Source organism: Rubritalea marina DSM 17716, from assembly GCF_000378105.1.
Classification (GTDB): Bacteria; Verrucomicrobiota; Verrucomicrobiia; order Verrucomicrobiales; family Akkermansiaceae; genus Rubritalea; species Rubritalea marina.
On sequence record NZ_KB899255.1, the window covers coordinates 39,988 to 56,422 of the forward strand.

The following is a 16,435-nucleotide window of genomic DNA, read 5'->3' on the forward strand; positions in this document are numbered from 1 at the left end:
CAATCCGTTAAATTGCAAGGTGATAGCATGATGGGGGCTACTGAAGGGCGGTTTCGAGATCGGCAATGATGTCGTCGATGTGCTCGATCCCGACTGACAGTCTGACCATGCCTGGGGTGATGCCGCCCTTGGTTTGTTGTTCTTCACTCATCTGTGAGTGCGTCGTGGATGAGGGATGGATGGCTAGTGATTTCGCATCTCCAACATTTGCTAGATGTGAGAAGAGTTGTAGTTTATCGATGAAGTTTTGACCGGCTTCGCGTCCACCCTTGATCTCGAAGACGAGGACTGATCCGCCCATACCATTGAGGTACTTCTTACTTTTGGCGTGTTGTGAGTCGCTTTCGAGGCCCGGGTATTTCACCCATTCTACGGCGTCGTGATCTTGCAGGTATTTTGCCACGGCTAGAGTGTTTTCACAGTGTCTGTCCATGCGCAGTGGCAGGGTTTCGATCCCTTGCATGGCCATCCAGGAGTTGTCAGGTGCGATGCAGGCTCCGAGGTTGCGCAGTGGGACGGTGCGCATGCGTAGGATGAAGGCGAGTGGGGCGAGTGGCTCGGGGAGGTCGTGACCCCAGCGGAGTCCGTGGTAGGAGGTGTCTGGCTTGTCGTAGAGTGGGTGCTTGCCAGCGGCCCAATTGAATGTGCCTGAGTCGATGACAATTCCGCCGATGCCTGTGCCGTGGCCGCCGAGCCATTTGGTGAGTGAGTGGATCACAATGTCGGCACCATGATCAAGGGGGCGGCAAAGGTGCGGTGTGGTGAATGTGGAATCCGCGATGAGCGGAAGTCCTGCAGCATGGGCGATTTCGGCAATTGCTTCGATGTCGGTGACTTCGGAGGCTGGGTTGGAAATGGTTTCGATGAATACGCCTCGGGTGTTGTCGTCGATGGCGGCAGCAATTTCATCTGGCTTGTTTGGGTCAACAAATTTCACCTCGATTCCGAGGCTGGGGAGGATGTCGTTGAACTGGGTGTAGGTGCCACCGTAGAGGCTGTTGGCGGAGACGATGTTGTCTCCAGCTTGGGCGATGTTGATGATGGTGTAGAAAATCGCTGATGTGCCAGAGGCGAGGGCGAGGCCACCCATCTCTGGGGCGCCTTCTAGCAGAGCGACACGCTTTTCTAGCACATCGGTGGTTGGGTTTTGAAGGCGGGTGTAGATGTATCCTAGTTCTTTGAGCGCAAATAGGTTTGCGGCATGCTCGGAGGAATTGAATACGTAGGAAGAGGTGCGGTAGAGTGGTACGGCGCGGGAGTTGGTGGTTGGGTCGATGGATTGGCCCCCATGAAGGCAGAGAGTTTCAAGTTTCATAAGCATCTAAGCTATACACAGCTATTGCTTTGCTGCTAAGTGAAAAATGTAGCAAAATGTTCAATTTTCTAAGTGGATGGATTGCTCGTACTCGCATCGAATCTTCTTGGAGAATGTGGTGGCTGATGAGACTCTGTGCGGTGTCGATGAATGAGCAAGTGAGTAAGCGATGTGTGATATGGTTCAGGAGAGATCTGCGTCTGATGGATCAAGCCGCGGTAGCGGCAGCGGTGGCGGAGGGTTACGAGCTGGTGCCGGTGTTTTTGTGGGAGACTGGGCAGGCTTGGGAGATGGGGGCAGCGCAGCAATGGTGGCTGCATCACGCACTCGATGAATTGTCGCAAATGGTGGAGTCTCTTGGGGGAAAGCTTCACTTGGCTCATGCGCACAAGGCGAGCCAGGCCACCATCATCAGTCTGCTGAAAGCATCTGGAGCTGATGCGATTTATTGGGGGCGTCGTTACGCACCTCAAGAGGTCGCTCATGATGCGGCATTGAAGCAGGCGCTTCAGTCAGAGGGCTTCGAGGTGAAGAGTTTCAATACCATGTTGCTGCACGAGCCGATGCAGATGTTCAACAAGTCGGGGAATCCTTATCAGGTATTCACGCCCTATTATAAAAATTGTCTAAACTACGAAGTGGCGGCATGCCACGCGCTTGAGTTAGCGACGAGCCGATGGGCATCGGTGGATTGGGGGGTCTCACTGGAGTGCTTGAGCTTGATCCCAGAGATTCCTTGGTATGGGGGCTTTGAGTCGAAGTGGTGCCCGAGGCGCGATGCGGCACTGGTGATGCTTGAGCAATGGGCTGGAGGGGCTGTGGATCGCTATGATGCTAGCCGCAACATGATGGCCTCTGAGGTAACTTCGAGGCTGAGCCCCTATCTTGCCTTTGGTCAGCTGAGCCCGCGTGAGATTTGGCATGCATGTGCTGCAAATGGAGCTCCTTATCAACGGCAATTGGTTTGGAGGGAGTTCTCCTATTACTTGATGTACCATTTCCCGCACTCGGTGGATCAGTCGCTGAAGTTAGAGTGGCAACTCTTCCCGTGGCAGCGCGATACCGAGACGGTGGAGCGTTGGCAACAAGGGAAGACTGGCATTCCGGTGGTGGATGCGGCGATGCGGCAGCTGTGGCAAACTGGGTGGATGCACAACCGCGCACGCATGGTCGTGGCCTCGGTGTTGGTGAAGTATCTACAGCAGGACTGGATGCTCGGAGCCCAGTGGTTTTGGGATACCTTGCTCGATGCTGATTTGGCGAACAATTCGATGGGGTGGCAATGGTCTGCGGGTTGTGGAGCGGATGCAGCTCCATACTTTCGGGTGATGAACCCGGTGCTCCAGTCGCAGAAGTTTGATCCTACGGGCGAGTACATTCGTCGGTTTGTGCCGGAGCTCACGGAGGTGCCAGACAAGTACATCCACGCGCCTTGGGAGATGCCTGAATTGTTGGCCACGCAGTACCTGAAGCCAAACTCGATCTATCTGCATCCGATCGTGGAGCCGAAAGAAGGACGCCAGCGTGCGCTCGAAGCGCTGGAGAAGTTTAAGCAGGCCAAGGAAGCCCAGTGACCATGAGCTAAGGTGTGGCGCTGTAGGAATGCGCTTAAGGCTTCTTTTTTCCGCGTGGCCAGAGGGCAGCGATGATGCCACAGAGTGCGCCAATGATAAAGGTGAGAGCGAGGAGTAGCGCGAGTGAGAGGTTGAGCTCAGCCCAGAAGGCACGCAGGGTAACGGTGGCGGTATTCTGAGCAATGATGATGGCGACGGCGAGTGTGAGTGTCACGCCGACACCGAGTTTGAACTTCTTGTACCAGTTGCTTTTATTGGGAGTTTGTTCTTGGTTCATGATCTATTGTGCCCAGTCCTGGGCTTTGAGGTAGTGGTCGTAGAGCTTTGCCTCTGGGGTGTTCGGCTCTGGGTGGTAGTCATACTCCCAGCGCACGAGTGGCGGGAGTGACATGAGAATGGATTCGGTGCGGCCTCCAGACTGGAGTCCGAAGAGTGTGCCGCGGTCGAACACGAGGTTGAACTCGACGTAGCGCCCGCGTCGGTAGAGCTGGAATTGGCGTTCTCGGTCACCAAATGCTTGGTCCTTGCGTGCTTCAACGATGGGGACGTAGGCATCGCAGTAGCTATCACCAACTGAGCGCATGAAGGCGAAAGAATCATCGAAGCCTAGCTCATTGAGGTCGTCAAAGAATAGGCCGCCGACTCCGCGTGGTTCATTGCGATGCTTGAGGAAAAAGTAGTCGTCGCACCATTGCTTGTAGCGCGGGTAGATGGCCTCGCCAAATGGATCGCAGGCTGCCTTGGCGGTGCGGTGCCAATGGCGGCAGTCGTCATCATTGCCATAGTATGGGGTGAGGTCGTAGCCGCCACCAAACCACCAAATCGGGTCGGAGCCTTCTTTGCTGGCACAGAAGAAGCGTACGTTGGCGTGGCTGGTGGGGACGTGTGGGTTGTTTGGATGCATCACTAGGGAGACTCCCATCGCTTCAAAGCTGCGACCCGCTAGTTCTGGGCGGTGTGCTGTGGCGGATCCGGGCATGGATGCGCCGTGGACATGAGAGAAGTTGACGCCCCCTTTTTCGAAGATGGCTCCATTGGTCATCACTCGTGAGCGTCCGCCGCCACCTTCTTTGCGGGTCCATGAATCTTCCTCGAAGCTTGCCGATCCATCTGTGGCCTCAAGGGTTTTGCAAATACTGTCCTGAAGCCCCAATAAATAGGACTTTACCGCTTCCATGTCGACTGCACCATTCATGATGTCATCCAACATAGGAGGCAATTGAAATACCGCAAGATCAGATAAAGGCTAGTCGGCGTGAGCCTGGCTTTCGATCATTCGGAGACGCAGGTTTTCATAGGCGAGGAACCATGAGACCATGGATAGTGGCAGTGCCCAGATGAGGCCAAGAAATAGCAAGATACAGCCTGCGATGATGGCGAGCAAATTGAGCATGCCGAGCCCGAAGAGGCTGAGGGTTTTTCCTTTGGTGATGTCCATGCTGTATTGCAGCGATTCGATGATTCCGAGGTTCTTGTCGGCAATTGCAGTCGAGTAGAACATGAGGCGCAGGCTGAGGTAGATGCCGGGGATGATGAAGCAGAGAATACCGATAAAGATAAGGATGCCGTAGACGATGGAGGTGATAAACAGCCTTGCTGCTCTGCCGAGCGGTTGCTTGAACATGGTGGTGATGTCAAGTTTGCCGCCGCGGAGAACGGCCAGTACCGCCACGGTGAATCCAATCAGTAGGTAAGAGCTCAGCATTTGGTTGAGAATCCATCCTAGAATGCTGGCGAATGGTGAGTGGATTTGCTCGCTTTCAATCCAACCTTCTTCGAGCATCTTGCGCAGTGACTCTGGGTCTGAGAGCTTGGGAGTTGGATTGCTTTCCTGGGCGGGTTGTGGAGCTTGGTAGTCGAGTGCTTCTTCGATGGAGAGGTCTTCGGTGGCCTCGAGAATGGACTCTGAGGTGCTGGGCTTGGCAATGGTCAGTGGTTCGCGATTTTCCGAGATGGTCACAGAATTTTTGAAGGAAGCATCGATGCTAAACTGGGCGGCGGTGATGATGCTGGAGCCGATGAGGGTGGCAATGCAGTAGATGATGAGTGCCAGAAAAATATCGCCGAAGCGTTTACTCAAGATTTTCCATGAACGGCTGAAGCAATCAACGGCACTGAATGGCTGGGTGCCGATGGCCATGTCTTGGGTATGTGTTTGGTGGCTTGCCTGAGTGGTGGGGGCGGCTGGGCTCGGTGTTGTGGCTGCGAGGGTTCCAAGATCGCGAAAGGCTTCGACCTCTAGGAATGGGCACCATTCGGACATTCCTTTTTGCCATACAAGCGTGTTGCTTGGTAGTTGGCTCTGCAGCATTTCTTTGAGCTCTGCTTCAGAGACTGGGCCAGCTTGTTCCCCATTCAGCGTGTAATACCACATGCAGCACATGTTGCGGCTTCCAATCAGCGCTGTGAAGCGTGAAGTGACGAGATCACGATTTTCTAAGCTAAAAAAAGACGGCACCCGTTGAGGTGCCGCCTGGAAAATGTGGGTCGTGCTTCCTTCTCTTAGAAGTGGATCGCGTGGCCGTCTGCGTCGAGCGTGGCCTCGTGGATTGCTTCTGCGAGTGTCGGGTGAGCGTGGATGGTGCTGTGGATCTCGTCCGTGGTGCATTCCATCTCGAGGGCGAGTCCCATTTCAGCGATGAGCTCAGTGGCGTTGTCGCCAATGATGTGTGCGCCGAGGAGTTCGCCGTGTTCCTTACCGTAGAGGAGTTTGACGAAGCCTTCGGTGTCTGCCGCTGCTTGTGCCTTACCGATGGCTGCGAATGGGAATTTACCCACTTTGTATTCTACGCCATCTTCCTTGAGTGCGCGCTCGGTCTTGCCGACGGAGGCTACTTGTGGGTGGGCATAGGTACAACCTGGGAAGTTGCCTACTTTGCGTGGTACTTTACCTTCAACGAACATTCCTTCTACTGCCTGAACGGCTTCGAATGAGGCGGTGTGTGCGAGCCACGGTGGGCCAGAGATGTCACCGCATGCGTAGACGTTCGGGATGGATGTTTCGTAACGATCGCCAACCTTGATGAAGCCGCGGTCGAGCTCAGGCTCGAGACCGCCAGGGAGTACTGGGGCCACACCGATTGCCACGAGGCAGACATCAGCAGTGATTTGCTGCGTGCCCTTTGCGTTTTCGACCGTGAGGGTCACGGAGTCGCCATTGTCTAGGGTGCCGGTTACCTTGGTGTCGGTAAGGACGTTGATGCCTTGCTTTTTGAATGATTTACCGATTTCAGCACCGATTTCATCGTCTTCAACAGGAAGGATGTTCGGCATCATTTCGATGAGTGTGACTTCGGTGCCGAATGCGTTGTAAATGTATGCAAACTCCACGCCAATCGCGCCAGCGCCGATGATGGCGAGTGACTTTGGTTGCTCTTCGAGCACCATGGCTTCCTTGGAGGAAATCACGGACTTGCCGTTGAATGGGAGTGGTGGAAGTTCGCGAGACTTACAGCCAGTGGCTACAAGGATGTTTGTGCCTTGGAGTGTTTGTTTGCTGCCGTCAGCAGCGGTGACCTCTACGGTGTTTTCGCCAGTGACTGCGCCAAAACCTTTGATGTGGTCTACCTTGTTCTTCTTGAAGAGGAACTCGATACCACCTGCGAGGCGGCCTGAGACTTTGCGGGAACGTGATACAACGGTGGACCAGTCGTACTCAAGGTTGTCGAAGGAGAGACCGAACTCTTTCGCCTTCTTTGTGAGGGTTTGATAGAGTTCCGCGTTTTTGAGGAGCGCCTTGGTCGGGATACAACCCCAGTTCAGACAGGTGCCGCCTGCTTTATCTACTTCTACACAGGCTACCTTTTTACCGAGTTGTGCAGCGCGGATTGCGCCGACGTAACCAGCAGGGCCACCACCGATAACAATGAGATCGTATGACATAATATGCGTCTTTGGTTTGGATGATCGTTCGAGCCAGAATCTAAGCCAGCTTTCGAGTGCTGGTTAGGTTACGCTTGGACTCGCGTTTAGCAACACTAAACCCGAAGAATGACTCTTATTCATGTAGGCCTTACAGGCGGGGTGGAATGTTTCCACAAATCGTAAGCGTTGATTTGATGGGAGATGCTGGCGGTTGGCCGCTGATCCTGCTGCTTAACCCTGCATATTTTCGAGCTCGATGCCCTTGGTTTCATGGACGAAGCGTTTGACGAAGAAGATGGAAACGATGGCGCAGATCGCATAGAAGCCGTAGGCGCCCCCTAGTCCAACCCCTGTGAGCATGATCGGGAAGGTCATGGTGATGCCGAAGTTGGCGAGCCATTGGGCAAGGCCGCTGACTGCGAGTCCCGAGCCGCGCATCTGGTTTGGGAACATCTCGCCTAGCATGACCCACATGACTGGTCCCCAGGAGAAGTTGAAGAACATGACAAAGAGGTTCGCTGCGACTAGTGCGATGGGACCGCTGATGCCTTCAAGTTGAAGATGGCCAGCTTCGCCTTTGGCTGTCATGAAGATGATTGCCATGACGCTCAGGGTGACGCCCATTCCGATGGAGCCGATCATGAGCATGGGCTTGCGGCCGAGCTTATCGACGCACATGAGAGATACCGAACACGCTGCGATGCTTAGCCCGCCGCTGATGACATTGATGAGCAGGGCTTTGCTTTCATCAAACCCTACTGATTGCCAGAGTACTGAGCCGTAGTAAAAGACGACGTTGATGCCTACCAATTGTTGGAAGACTGCGAGTCCGATACCTACCCAGACGAGTGGTTTTATGCCCATGGCGGTGCCGGCAATGTCTTTCATGCTCGGACGGTGGTCGGAAGCGAGGGATTCCTTGATTTCTTGGTACTTTTCTTCTGCGCCGTTACCGATGAGACTGGTTAGTACCTTGATGGCGCGATCCTTGCGCCCTTTTGCGGCGAGGAAGCGTGGGCTCTCGGGGATGAAGAATAGACCAAAGAAAAAGGTCACAGCGGGGATGATTTCGATCCAGAACATCCAGCGCCATGCGTCGTAACCCCAAGCGAATTCGTTGAGTGCTGAGCCGTCGGCCATGCGCACGATGACATAGTTGCTCAAGAAGGCGCAAAATAGGCCACTGATGATGGCCATTTGCTGGATGGTGGTGAGGCGCCCACGAATCTCTGCCGGGGCGATTTCGCTAATGTATGCTGGGGTGAGGACGGATGCCGCACCCACAGCGATCCCACCAATGACGCGGTACACGATGAATTCCGCTGAGGCGGTAGAAATCCCCGAACCCCAGGCACTGAGGGTGAAAAATGCTGCTGAAACGATGAGGATAGTACGGCGGCCAAATGTGTCAGCTAGGTTGGCAGCAAAGAAGGCCCCTACAGCGCAACCTATGAGCATGGAGGCGACATTAAATCCAGACCCCACGTTGTCGGTTTGAAAGGCTTCCTTCATGCCATCGACGGTGCCATTGATGACGCCGCTGTCGAAGCCGAAGAGGAAGCCGCCGATGGTGGCCACCACTGAGATGAGAATGATGCGGGCGAGGTTGGTCTGCGAGTCCATAGAATTTGTAGAGTGGGGTTTTTTGGGGTGATCAGTCTGCGTAAATATGCGTAGCAATCACCTGATTTGAACAAGTTAGAAAATCGGCTTGTACCCACAAGTCTACAGGACTTGTTAGTCGGGGTAAATGTCTTTCTGGATCAGTTGTTTAAGTGGGGGGTGGTTCACTTAGGGGCTGAGAGTCAGGGCGTCGTAGCTTAGCGGACACGTTTGAAGTTTGGCAGCTGGATCTTCCCATCCACAAATTCTTTGGTGGGTGAGTAGGCGCGGAAGTAGACGAACCAATTTTCGTTTGGCTTGGTCTGCACCCAATTGGCGTCTGCCAGGCCATCGGGTTTCTCTGGTGAGAAATGGAACTCGAAGTTACCTCGTTCGTTTTTCTTGGTGCCTTCGATATTGGAGCCGACATCGGCGCGGTTCTGTTGGTTGTCGACGATGGCGCGGTTGTTCACGTTGTAGACCGTGATGGTCCAGAAGAAGTCTGCGATCTTGATATCACCGGGGATTTCGATGGTATAATGGAAGCTACCATTGAGGCCCTTGTGCTCATCATCCCGGTAGTTGTCGAGGTAGACTTGTCCCCAGCCTTCATCTTTACCACTGGGGTTCGCAGCGTGGTTGCTGAGACCGTGCATGGCGATGTCGTTGGTGACTGCCTCGTAGAACCAGGCAGCTCGGCCGTCTAAGTCCATGCCATGATCGCGGTCCTGATTGGGGCTGGATGCTGTGGCGACCTCCCAGGTGGATGATTCGGGTCCGAACTCCGCGTGCGGAAGGCGTCCCGTTTTGTTGAAGTCGATATTCTTGGTCATCGCTTCGCCCACGAATACGGCTTCTTTGAGGATTTTTGCTTGGGCGGGATTCGGTACGAAGTCCTTACCGATCTCGACCCCGAGTGGTCTCAGGAAGTCGACGATGATGCGATCTTGTTCACGCACTGGGGTTAGGTTGATCGCTTTGTGAAGTGATTTCCAAAATGCCATGCCGCGCTTCTGCATCAGATCTAGCCCTTTTTCTTGGAACAAAGGCTCGCGCTCTGAGCTAGGCTTGCCGGTGGTGAAGTTGGTGAGCTTGATTTTCTTCATGTCCTCCATGCGTTTCTCGTGGGTGTCGTTGGTGAGACGCACCCCAAAGAAGACGTGGTTGGTGTCGGACTTGAAGACCTGGATGTCTGCAGGAATGTCTTTAGGGGGGGCGCATTCGGGCCCTACGAACAAGTATTTCCCCGGCTTGGTCATCTGGGCGAGCCCAACTTGCCACATCGTGTGGGTCGCACCGCGCACTGGCGCGTCTGGCATCTCAATGAGGAGCGGGTCCTCGGTGAGGTCTGCAAAGGTGACGACGTAAGGAGTGGATGTGTTGAAGGTGAGGCCACCGAGCTTGGATTGGTAACTTTCGTGGTAGACGATCTGGCCGCGCTCCACTCCGAGCTCGTCATGCACGAACATCCATTCGTAAAAGCCCATGAATGGCACGGACCAGATGTAGGCTTGGCAGGCGCGCTGGAAGTCGATCTCGCTGAAGAGTTGCTGCGACGACTCCTGCGTTGGAATACCATTTTCGAAGTTGTTTTCGAAGTTCAGTGTGCCGATGCGCGTTTCGTAGGCTTTGATCGGGGTCTCTTCAGCGCTGAGGGTGGATATAGAGCTGAGAGCGGCAAGGAGGAATGGGCGGACGGTTTTATGATGCATTATGGGAGTTGGTTGCAATTGAGTGGCCTGTTTGATCAGTAATGTGATGATTACTTCGGAAAGAGCATGATGAAGTTGAGGCGCAGTCCCCAGCCGCTAGGGCCTTGGTCTGGGGCATCGAGCCAGTAGCGGGCACCGATTCCGACTTGGAGCGGATGTCCTGCTATGTTGAGCATTTGGTTGGCTCCAAGGTTGATGGGGGCGCTCCATTGTTCGGACTGCCAATCGTAGGTGGACTCCGTGTTGAGGTAAATGGAGGTCTTGGTGGGGGTGATGTAGTTGATGAATGGCTGGATGAAGGTGGCATTGACCGAGCTGCGGTCGTCGTCTCCGGCAAAGGAAGCGATATGGTTGGTGAGTCCACCGATCGTCCATGGGCCGGTTTGTTTGAGCGCTACCGCGGTCGGGCCGACACCCCATTTGCCTGAACCTAAGTAGTCGTTGCTGGCCGTGGGGAGCATGAAGACTGGTCCAGCCCCTAGTACCCAATCGCCTACCTTGTCTTTGGGTGAGAAAAATAAGCTTTGTACGGTGTCTCCTGTGCCTGAGCGGTTTCGAGCCTCGTTGGCGAAGCCGGATTGGTCGATGACTGGCAAGATGGTGCGGGAGATCACGTTCCAATTTTCATTGATGCTGATTGGGATGACTGGCTGGATGTTGATGCGCCAGACTTCTCCATTGCCATTGGCACCGTAGCCGCTGTCGTAGTTGGCTTGGATGGGAAAGCTGATCAGGTCCGCAATGGGGTTGGCCAACTTCTTAGCGAGCTCATCCACTTCTTGCGCCACAGCAGAGGTGATAGAAGCAGCTATACAGAGAAGAGGAGCGAGGGCTTTTGTTTTATACATAAATATTTTGTTAGTACAGGTGGCGATCATAGCTGTATAAGGCTAGGTGTGTCACGCAAAATAGGGCTGTGACGGTGCGATGACATCACAGTTCGAGCTCCTGACTAACAGTGGGGAGGATGTTGGGGGGGTAGGAGTTGTTAGCCTCGACGTGGAATCGGGCTACTCACGAGCTCCACCACCAAGCGATGTAGCAGCATGCGGTGGTCGAGGCTGGTGGTGACCAGCGATTTGTCCGTGTTGAGACAGGACTCCATTGCTTGCTTGAGGGAAGGGAAGGTGAAGTTGCGCGCGAAGCGAGAGGCTAGAAACAAGGGGTAGGCATTGACGCCGCCGGCTTTCTTTTGTGGTAGCCAGGCTTTTTCTAGGTCGGGGAGGCGATCTAGCGCGGCATTGAAGCTGTTGTAGTTGTTGCTTGGTAAGGAGGTTTGCTCTCCGGCTGCTTTTGCCATGAACAGGTTGCGGATGGTGGGGATGAGCGAGGCGCGGAGGATGGCAATGGCTGACTCGCCTCGCTCGAGTTGTTGGTCGATGAGTTCGAGGGCTCTTGCTCCATCGCGCTTCTGCAGCGCCTGACCGACTTCGAAGACGATCCCGGCACGTGAGAGTGGCACCATCTTTTGGATGTCAGATAGTACGACGGTGCGGCGTTCGGTACCGAGGTAGAGGTCGAGCTTGTTGAGCTCACCATTGAGCTGGCGGGTGTCTTCGCCTGCGAGCATGATGAAGAGCTCGAGTGCGTCGCGCTCGAATACGAGGCCGAGCGGGTCTGAGAGCTTTTGCACCATCAAGGCAACTTGTTCTTCCCAGCCTTCTTTGCTGGTGTCGAGTTTGTTGTGTTCGACGATGCTTGCGTTTTCCTTGAGCCATTTGTAGAAGGCGCGGCGCTTGTCGATGCTGGTGGCAGAGAGGATGAAGGTGACCGTGGAGTCGAAGCCTTGTTCAAGGCAGGCCTTCAGTGCTTCGACGCCGAGTTTTGATTGTTCGGCATCGCCGGTGCGGTCGGAGCCCATGAAGTTGGCGCCTTTGAGCCACACGGTCTTGCTGCCTCCGAAGAATGGTAGTGTGTTGAGTGCCTGGACAACTTCGTGGCAGATGCGGTTGGCGTCTGCGGAGTCGGTTGCGTCACCGTGGATGACTTCGTCGGCAAAGTCGTCACCATTATCCGGCTTCAAGGAGTTGAACTTCTTTGATGAGGCTTCGGCGCAGGCGCCTTCATCGGTGCCGCAGAAGACTATGATGTTGTCGGCTGGCATGCTAATCGAGGATGTAGTCTAACATGATTGTTTGAATCCGTGAGTAAAAGTCATAGCGGATCACCGCGGCGAGGAGTGCGGGGTCATCAATGTTTTCGGGATCGATGCCATCTTCAAATTCTTCTTCGAGTTGGCTGAGGTGAAAGCGTTCTTCGAGTGCGATGCGGGCCTGGTTGATGGCGCCAAACCAGATGTCGGCATCTTCGCGAGAGATTGAGACGGATCCGGTGAGGTCGTTTTCTTTTTTCGCTGAGCTGATGGTCTTGGAGACGTGGGCGACTTGAGCATTGAATTGGTCGTCGAGCTCGGGGGTCATCAGTTCAGCCCAGTCTTCATCGTCTTCCATGAAGCCGCCGAGTGATTCGGCGAGCGAGGAACCCGCTTTGAGGCTGGCGTCGGTGCAGATCATGTCGAGCACCTGCCAATCGGTGGCGGAGTCAACATCGATACGGAGGCCTTTATCAAGTGTGGGTGCGACAGTCATTTTGCTTGCTGAATGGAAGCTTTAAGTTGGTAGCCATGAAGCTGCTGGACGAAGAGTTCGGCGCGTTCTTTATTGCCACTCCAGACGTGCGATAGGCCGTTATTGTGCACTTCCATCATGAGCTTTTCGGCCATGCTTTTGTTGTAGCCAAAGACGCGCTGCAGGACGAGGGTGACATAGTTCTGAAGATTCACTGGGTCGTCGAAGACCACGACCGACCAAGGTGGTGCTTTTTGGGTCTTGGTTTGGCTACTCGTTTTGGTTTCTGAAGATCCCGAACTCATGTGTGTGGTCATCATGCCCACAGATGCGTCGCGCTTCAATCTCGAATGTTTCGTGTGTTCAAGATTTGAGGTTGTTTGGTGGTGTATTGCCTGACTAGTGTGGCAATCACGTTTATGGATGTTCAGCAAAACCGTTCTCTCAGATGTGCCTATTTCTGTATCATGGCGCCCTTTTTGGGCATTCTGTTGTCGGCGTTGGTTGGGGATCGTTGGTTTCATTCAGCTGCTGAGGTCTCGGCGATGTTAGCGATTCTGGCGGGTTTTTTGTCGGCGCTTTATGTGTTGTTGCAGAAGCGAGTGGCGGGCTATCGGAGTATTGCATTGGTGGCATTGATTGGTTTGGTGATCAATGGGTTGTGTTTGATTGTGCTGCCGATCGCCGCGTACGTCATGCCGGAGGTGCAACGCAAGCAGCATCGAGAGCAACTCGATAAGGATCTCCTTGCGATGAATGGCTTTCTGCCGCAACAGGTGGATGAATTCACCCGCTTTGATAGGGTGAACTTGGTCGATGGTGAGGTGATTGAGGTCAAACTTACCTTGTCGGACGCTGTGCTGGCGCAGATTGATCCCGAGCTCTGGCTGAGTCAAACGGTGCCGGCGATCCAACAAGCCATGAGAACTTTTCCTTTCTACGCCTACACGGATCAGGGCTATCAATTGAAGTATTCTTACTATTCAAGCTCCGAGGAATTGATCTCGGAAATTTATCTCACTGGCAATGAGCGGCAATAAAGTGTTAGCTCAGTCAATGAATGGAGCAGCTTGGCCTTCCGCCTGCTGTGGTTCTTAAGGTATGGAGCGCATCATCGAACCTGAATTATTGGATCACATCGATCCTCAGAGCTCTGAGGCGCGGCGCAGTCGCTTTGACTTGAGGCTGATCAATTTCTTGATGGGTGGTGAGCGTTGGATTTTGGATGAGATTGGACAGCATCCGGAGATTCGTCGAGTGCTTGAGCTTGGTGCTGGTGAAGGGTGGCTGGCGCAGCGGATCGCCCATCGCTATCCTCAGCTCGAAGTATTGGCATTGGATCAGGTGCCAGCACCGCCAGATCTGGGCTCGGGTGTGGAGTGGATTCAGGGGGATGTGATGGAGCAATCGACCCATTGTGGTGCTGAGACTTTGGTGGTGGCGAACATGTTTTTGCACCATTTTGATGAGGAACAGCTCGGTAGGATTGGTGCTGCGTATGGTGGTGCTGGAGTTTGGCTGTGCCACGAGCCCCTGCGCACCCGTGCCACCTTAAATTTAGCGCGCTGCATGTTGCCGTTTGTGGGGGCAGTGACGCGCCACGATATGTTGGTAAGTATTCGCGCTGGTTTTGTGGAGTGTGCACTGGGCGAGCAGTTGGCTGAGTCATGCCAATGGGATGAGCAGCGCTCGGTGTTTGGTGGGCTGAGGAGCAAGGCGGTGCGCAGATGAGAGAAATCACGATTGTCGGGGGGGGACTTGCGGGGCTCTCGTTGGGGCTCTATTTGCGGCGGCATGAGGTGCCTGTGGTTTTGCACGAGGCAGGCCAGTACCCACAGCACAAGGTCTGTGGTGAATTCATTTGTGGCGCCAGCGATGAGGTGCTCGGCGAGCTGGGGGTGATGGAGTCGATGGGGGATGCGATCATCCACCAATCGATGCGTTGGAGCGTGGGGCAGAGGCAAGTGCTGGAACGTGCGATGCCCAGTCCAGCGCGCGGGATCTCACGGCACACGTTGGATCAACGGCTCGCGCTGAGGCTCGAGGAGGCTGGTGCCACCGTACTCACCGGCTCAAAATTTCGAGGCGCACGCGATGCCGAAGGGTGCATTTGGGCCAGCGGTAAGGTAAAATCGGCTGGGAAGCAATGGATCGGCCTGAAGGCGCACTTTCGGGTCGAGGATATCGAGGGCCTTGAAATGCACGTCGGTGATGCTGGCTACATTGGCCTATGCCGGGTTGACGTCACGGCTGTCAATGTTTGCGGTTTATTCGCAGTGCAGCCGCAGATCAAAGGCAAGGGCGCGGAGCTGCTGCTGCGCTACATCGAGGCCAACGGCTTGTTGGATCTTGCTCAGCGGCTGCGATGTTCCAGCTACTGTGAAGGTTCCTTCACCGCTACGGCGGGCTTCCAGCTAGGGCGCCAAGCTCGCGATGCTGGAGTGGGCATTGGCGACTCACTCAATTTGATCCCGCCCTTCACTGGCAATGGCATGAGCATGGCTCTGGAAACCAGCTATTTGATTGCCCCCTTGGTGCGCGATTACGCACGCGGCAGCCTCAACTGGGGCGAACTCGAGCAGGCCTACGCGGCGAAGTGCCGCAGCCTATTCAGCACCCGCATGCGCCTCGCCTCCAGCCTGCACCCTCTTTTATTCAAGCGCTTTAGCCGTCAATTGATGGGCCAGCTGCTGCGCTTTAATCTTCTACCTATCGACCCACTCTTCACCCAACTCCGCAATCCATGATTCTTCAATCCATCGCCAGCGCCTTCCCCGATCCTTCCTTTTCACAAACGACCTGTCTGGAGGCGATGCAGAATGCCGAATTTTGGACTGACCTACATCCGCGTTCGCAGATGGTTTTAGAGAAGGTGCTGAGTGGTGATAGCGGGATCGATAAGCGTCATTTCGCTTTGGAGAATCTAGAAGATGCTTGGGTGCGTGATGCCGAGCAACTCAACAATGCCTACGAAAAAGAAGCGCCCGCGCTCGCGAGTCAAGCGGTGGAGAAGGCATTGCAGAAGGCCGGGCTGGAGCCCAGCGAGGTCGATGCTTTATTTATTTGTTCCTGCACTGGCTACCTATGCCCAGGTCTTAGCTCCCATGTGGCGGAGCAGATGGGGCTGCGCCGCGACCTCTTCATGCAGGACCTCACTGGCTTCGGCTGTGGTGCCTCTGTGCCGATGCTGCGCGCCGCCGATGGCTTCATTGGACAGAATCCGGATGCCGTCATCGTCACCGTCGCGGTGGAAATTTGCTCCGCAGCCTTCTATGTGGAAGACGACTTTGGCGTGCTGATTAGCACCTGCCTCTTTGGCGATGGAGCCTCAGCCTCGGTCTGGAGCGGCCGTGGTTCAGGCCTCAGTGTGCGCAATTTCCAATCCGTGCACCTTCCGGAGCAACGCGAGCTCATCCGCTTCACCAATGCGGGGGGCAAGTTGCGGAACCAACTGGATCGCAAGGTGCCAGAACTCGCTGGCAAGGCGGTGGAGGAGCTCTACCAAAAGCGTGAGCTCAAGCAACCGCAACATTGGGTGACCCATGGCGGCGGCCGCGATGTGATCGAGCAACTCGAGCAAGTCCTCCCAGTCGATGCTCTTCCACTCGCCCGCGAGGTCATGCGCCAGTACGGCAACCTCAGCAGCCCTTCCTGCATGATCGCGCTCGAAACTCTCCTCAATGCCGAGCCTGAGGCCGACGAGCTCTGGCTCTGTGGCTTCGGCGCCGGCTTCTCAGCGCATAGCTGCGAGCTGGTCAGGGTGTGAAGCGGCGATAAACCGCCGCACTCCGAGAGGAGGGG

16 protein-coding genes are annotated in these 16,435 nt (G+C 54.9%); 5 read left to right on the forward strand and 11 right to left on the reverse strand.

The window, feature by feature from the left end; all coding sequences use genetic code 11:
* Window positions 1-37: 37 nt before the first annotated feature.
* Window positions 38-1,315 (reverse strand): O-acetylhomoserine aminocarboxypropyltransferase/cysteine synthase family protein, encoded by a 1,278-nt coding sequence (locus F454_RS0108385; protein WP_018970201.1) that lies wholly within the window; start codon window positions 1,313-1,315, stop codon window positions 38-40.
* Window positions 1,316-1,371: 56 nt separating this feature from the next.
* On the opposite strand from F454_RS0108385, the gene F454_RS0108390 reads away from it, so the two are divergent.
* Entirely contained in the window at window positions 1,372-2,889 is a 1,518-nt protein-coding gene (locus F454_RS0108390; RefSeq protein WP_018970202.1) for a cryptochrome/photolyase family protein, read from the forward strand.
* Between the two features lie 34 nt (window positions 2,890-2,923).
* Here F454_RS0108390 and F454_RS0108395 read toward each other — a convergent pair whose 3' ends face one another.
* From F454_RS0108395 to clpS, 10 genes are all read right to left on the reverse strand, one after another.
* On the reverse strand, window positions 2,924-3,166 hold the full coding sequence (locus F454_RS0108395; RefSeq protein WP_018970203.1) for a lipopolysaccharide assembly protein LapA domain-containing protein: 243 nt from the start codon (window positions 3,164-3,166) through the stop codon (window positions 2,924-2,926).
* 3 nt (window positions 3,167-3,169) lie between these two features.
* Window positions 3,170-4,084, reverse strand: coding sequence for an oxygen-dependent coproporphyrinogen oxidase (gene hemF, locus F454_RS0108400; protein ID WP_026292798.1), 915 nt, complete (start codon window positions 4,082-4,084; stop codon window positions 3,170-3,172).
* Between the two features lie 51 nt (window positions 4,085-4,135).
* The gene (locus F454_RS0108405; protein ID WP_018970205.1) at window positions 4,136-5,263 is read right to left on the reverse strand and encodes a GYF domain-containing protein; all 1,128 of its coding nucleotides are present in this window, start codon (window positions 5,261-5,263) and stop codon (window positions 4,136-4,138) included.
* 128 nt (window positions 5,264-5,391) lie between these two features.
* Window positions 5,392-6,771 (reverse strand): dihydrolipoyl dehydrogenase, encoded by a 1,380-nt coding sequence (gene lpdA / locus F454_RS0108410; protein ID WP_018970206.1) that lies wholly within the window; start codon window positions 6,769-6,771, stop codon window positions 5,392-5,394.
* 213 nt (window positions 6,772-6,984) lie between these two features.
* Window positions 6,985-8,424, reverse strand: coding sequence for a sugar porter family MFS transporter (locus tag F454_RS0108415; protein ID WP_343123145.1), 1,440 nt, complete (start codon window positions 8,422-8,424; stop codon window positions 6,985-6,987).
* Window positions 8,425-8,573: 149 nt separating this feature from the next.
* Window positions 8,574-10,067, reverse strand: coding sequence for a DUF1214 domain-containing protein (locus tag F454_RS0108420; protein WP_018970208.1), 1,494 nt, complete (start codon window positions 10,065-10,067; stop codon window positions 8,574-8,576).
* 50 nt (window positions 10,068-10,117) lie between these two features.
* A complete protein-coding gene (locus F454_RS0108425) occupies window positions 10,118-10,915 on the reverse strand; it encodes a hypothetical protein (RefSeq protein ID WP_018970209.1) in 798 nt (265 codons plus the stop codon).
* Window positions 10,916-11,055: 140 nt separating this feature from the next.
* Window positions 11,056-12,171 (reverse strand): DNA polymerase III subunit delta, encoded by a 1,116-nt coding sequence (holA, locus tag F454_RS0108430; protein ID WP_018970210.1) that lies wholly within the window; start codon window positions 12,169-12,171, stop codon window positions 11,056-11,058.
* Between the two features lies 1 nt (window position 12,172).
* Window positions 12,173-12,655 carry a DUF2017 family protein gene (locus tag F454_RS0108435; protein ID WP_018970211.1) on the reverse strand — a complete coding sequence of 161 codons (483 nt, stop codon included), beginning with the start codon at window positions 12,653-12,655 and terminating at the stop codon, window positions 12,173-12,175.
* Window positions 12,652-12,954, reverse strand: coding sequence for an ATP-dependent Clp protease adapter ClpS (gene clpS, locus F454_RS0108440; protein WP_205619009.1), 303 nt, complete (start codon window positions 12,952-12,954; stop codon window positions 12,652-12,654). The genes F454_RS0108435 and clpS overlap by 4 nt, the downstream gene beginning before the upstream one ends.
* 147 nt (window positions 12,955-13,101) lie before the next feature.
* Between clpS and F454_RS0108445 the strand changes: the two genes are divergently transcribed.
* The 4 genes from F454_RS0108445 to F454_RS0108460 all read left to right on the forward strand — a co-directional run bounded on the left by F454_RS0108445 (window position 13,102) and on the right by F454_RS0108460 (window position 16,400).
* Window positions 13,102-13,674, forward strand: coding sequence for a hypothetical protein (locus F454_RS0108445; RefSeq protein WP_018970213.1), 573 nt, complete (start codon window positions 13,102-13,104; stop codon window positions 13,672-13,674).
* Between the two features lie 61 nt (window positions 13,675-13,735).
* Complete coding sequence (locus tag F454_RS0108450) at window positions 13,736-14,365, forward strand: class I SAM-dependent methyltransferase (RefSeq protein ID WP_018970214.1); 630 nt, start codon at window positions 13,736-13,738, stop codon at window positions 14,363-14,365.
* Complete coding sequence (locus tag F454_RS0108455) at window positions 14,362-15,381, forward strand: NAD(P)/FAD-dependent oxidoreductase (RefSeq protein WP_018970215.1); 1,020 nt, start codon at window positions 14,362-14,364, stop codon at window positions 15,379-15,381. Before F454_RS0108450 ends, F454_RS0108455 begins: the two co-directional genes overlap by 4 nt.
* Window positions 15,378-16,400 (forward strand): type III polyketide synthase, encoded by a 1,023-nt coding sequence (locus F454_RS0108460; RefSeq protein WP_018970216.1) that lies wholly within the window; start codon window positions 15,378-15,380, stop codon window positions 16,398-16,400. The genes F454_RS0108455 and F454_RS0108460 overlap by 4 nt, the downstream gene beginning before the upstream one ends.
* Window positions 16,401-16,435 lie beyond the last annotated feature (35 nt).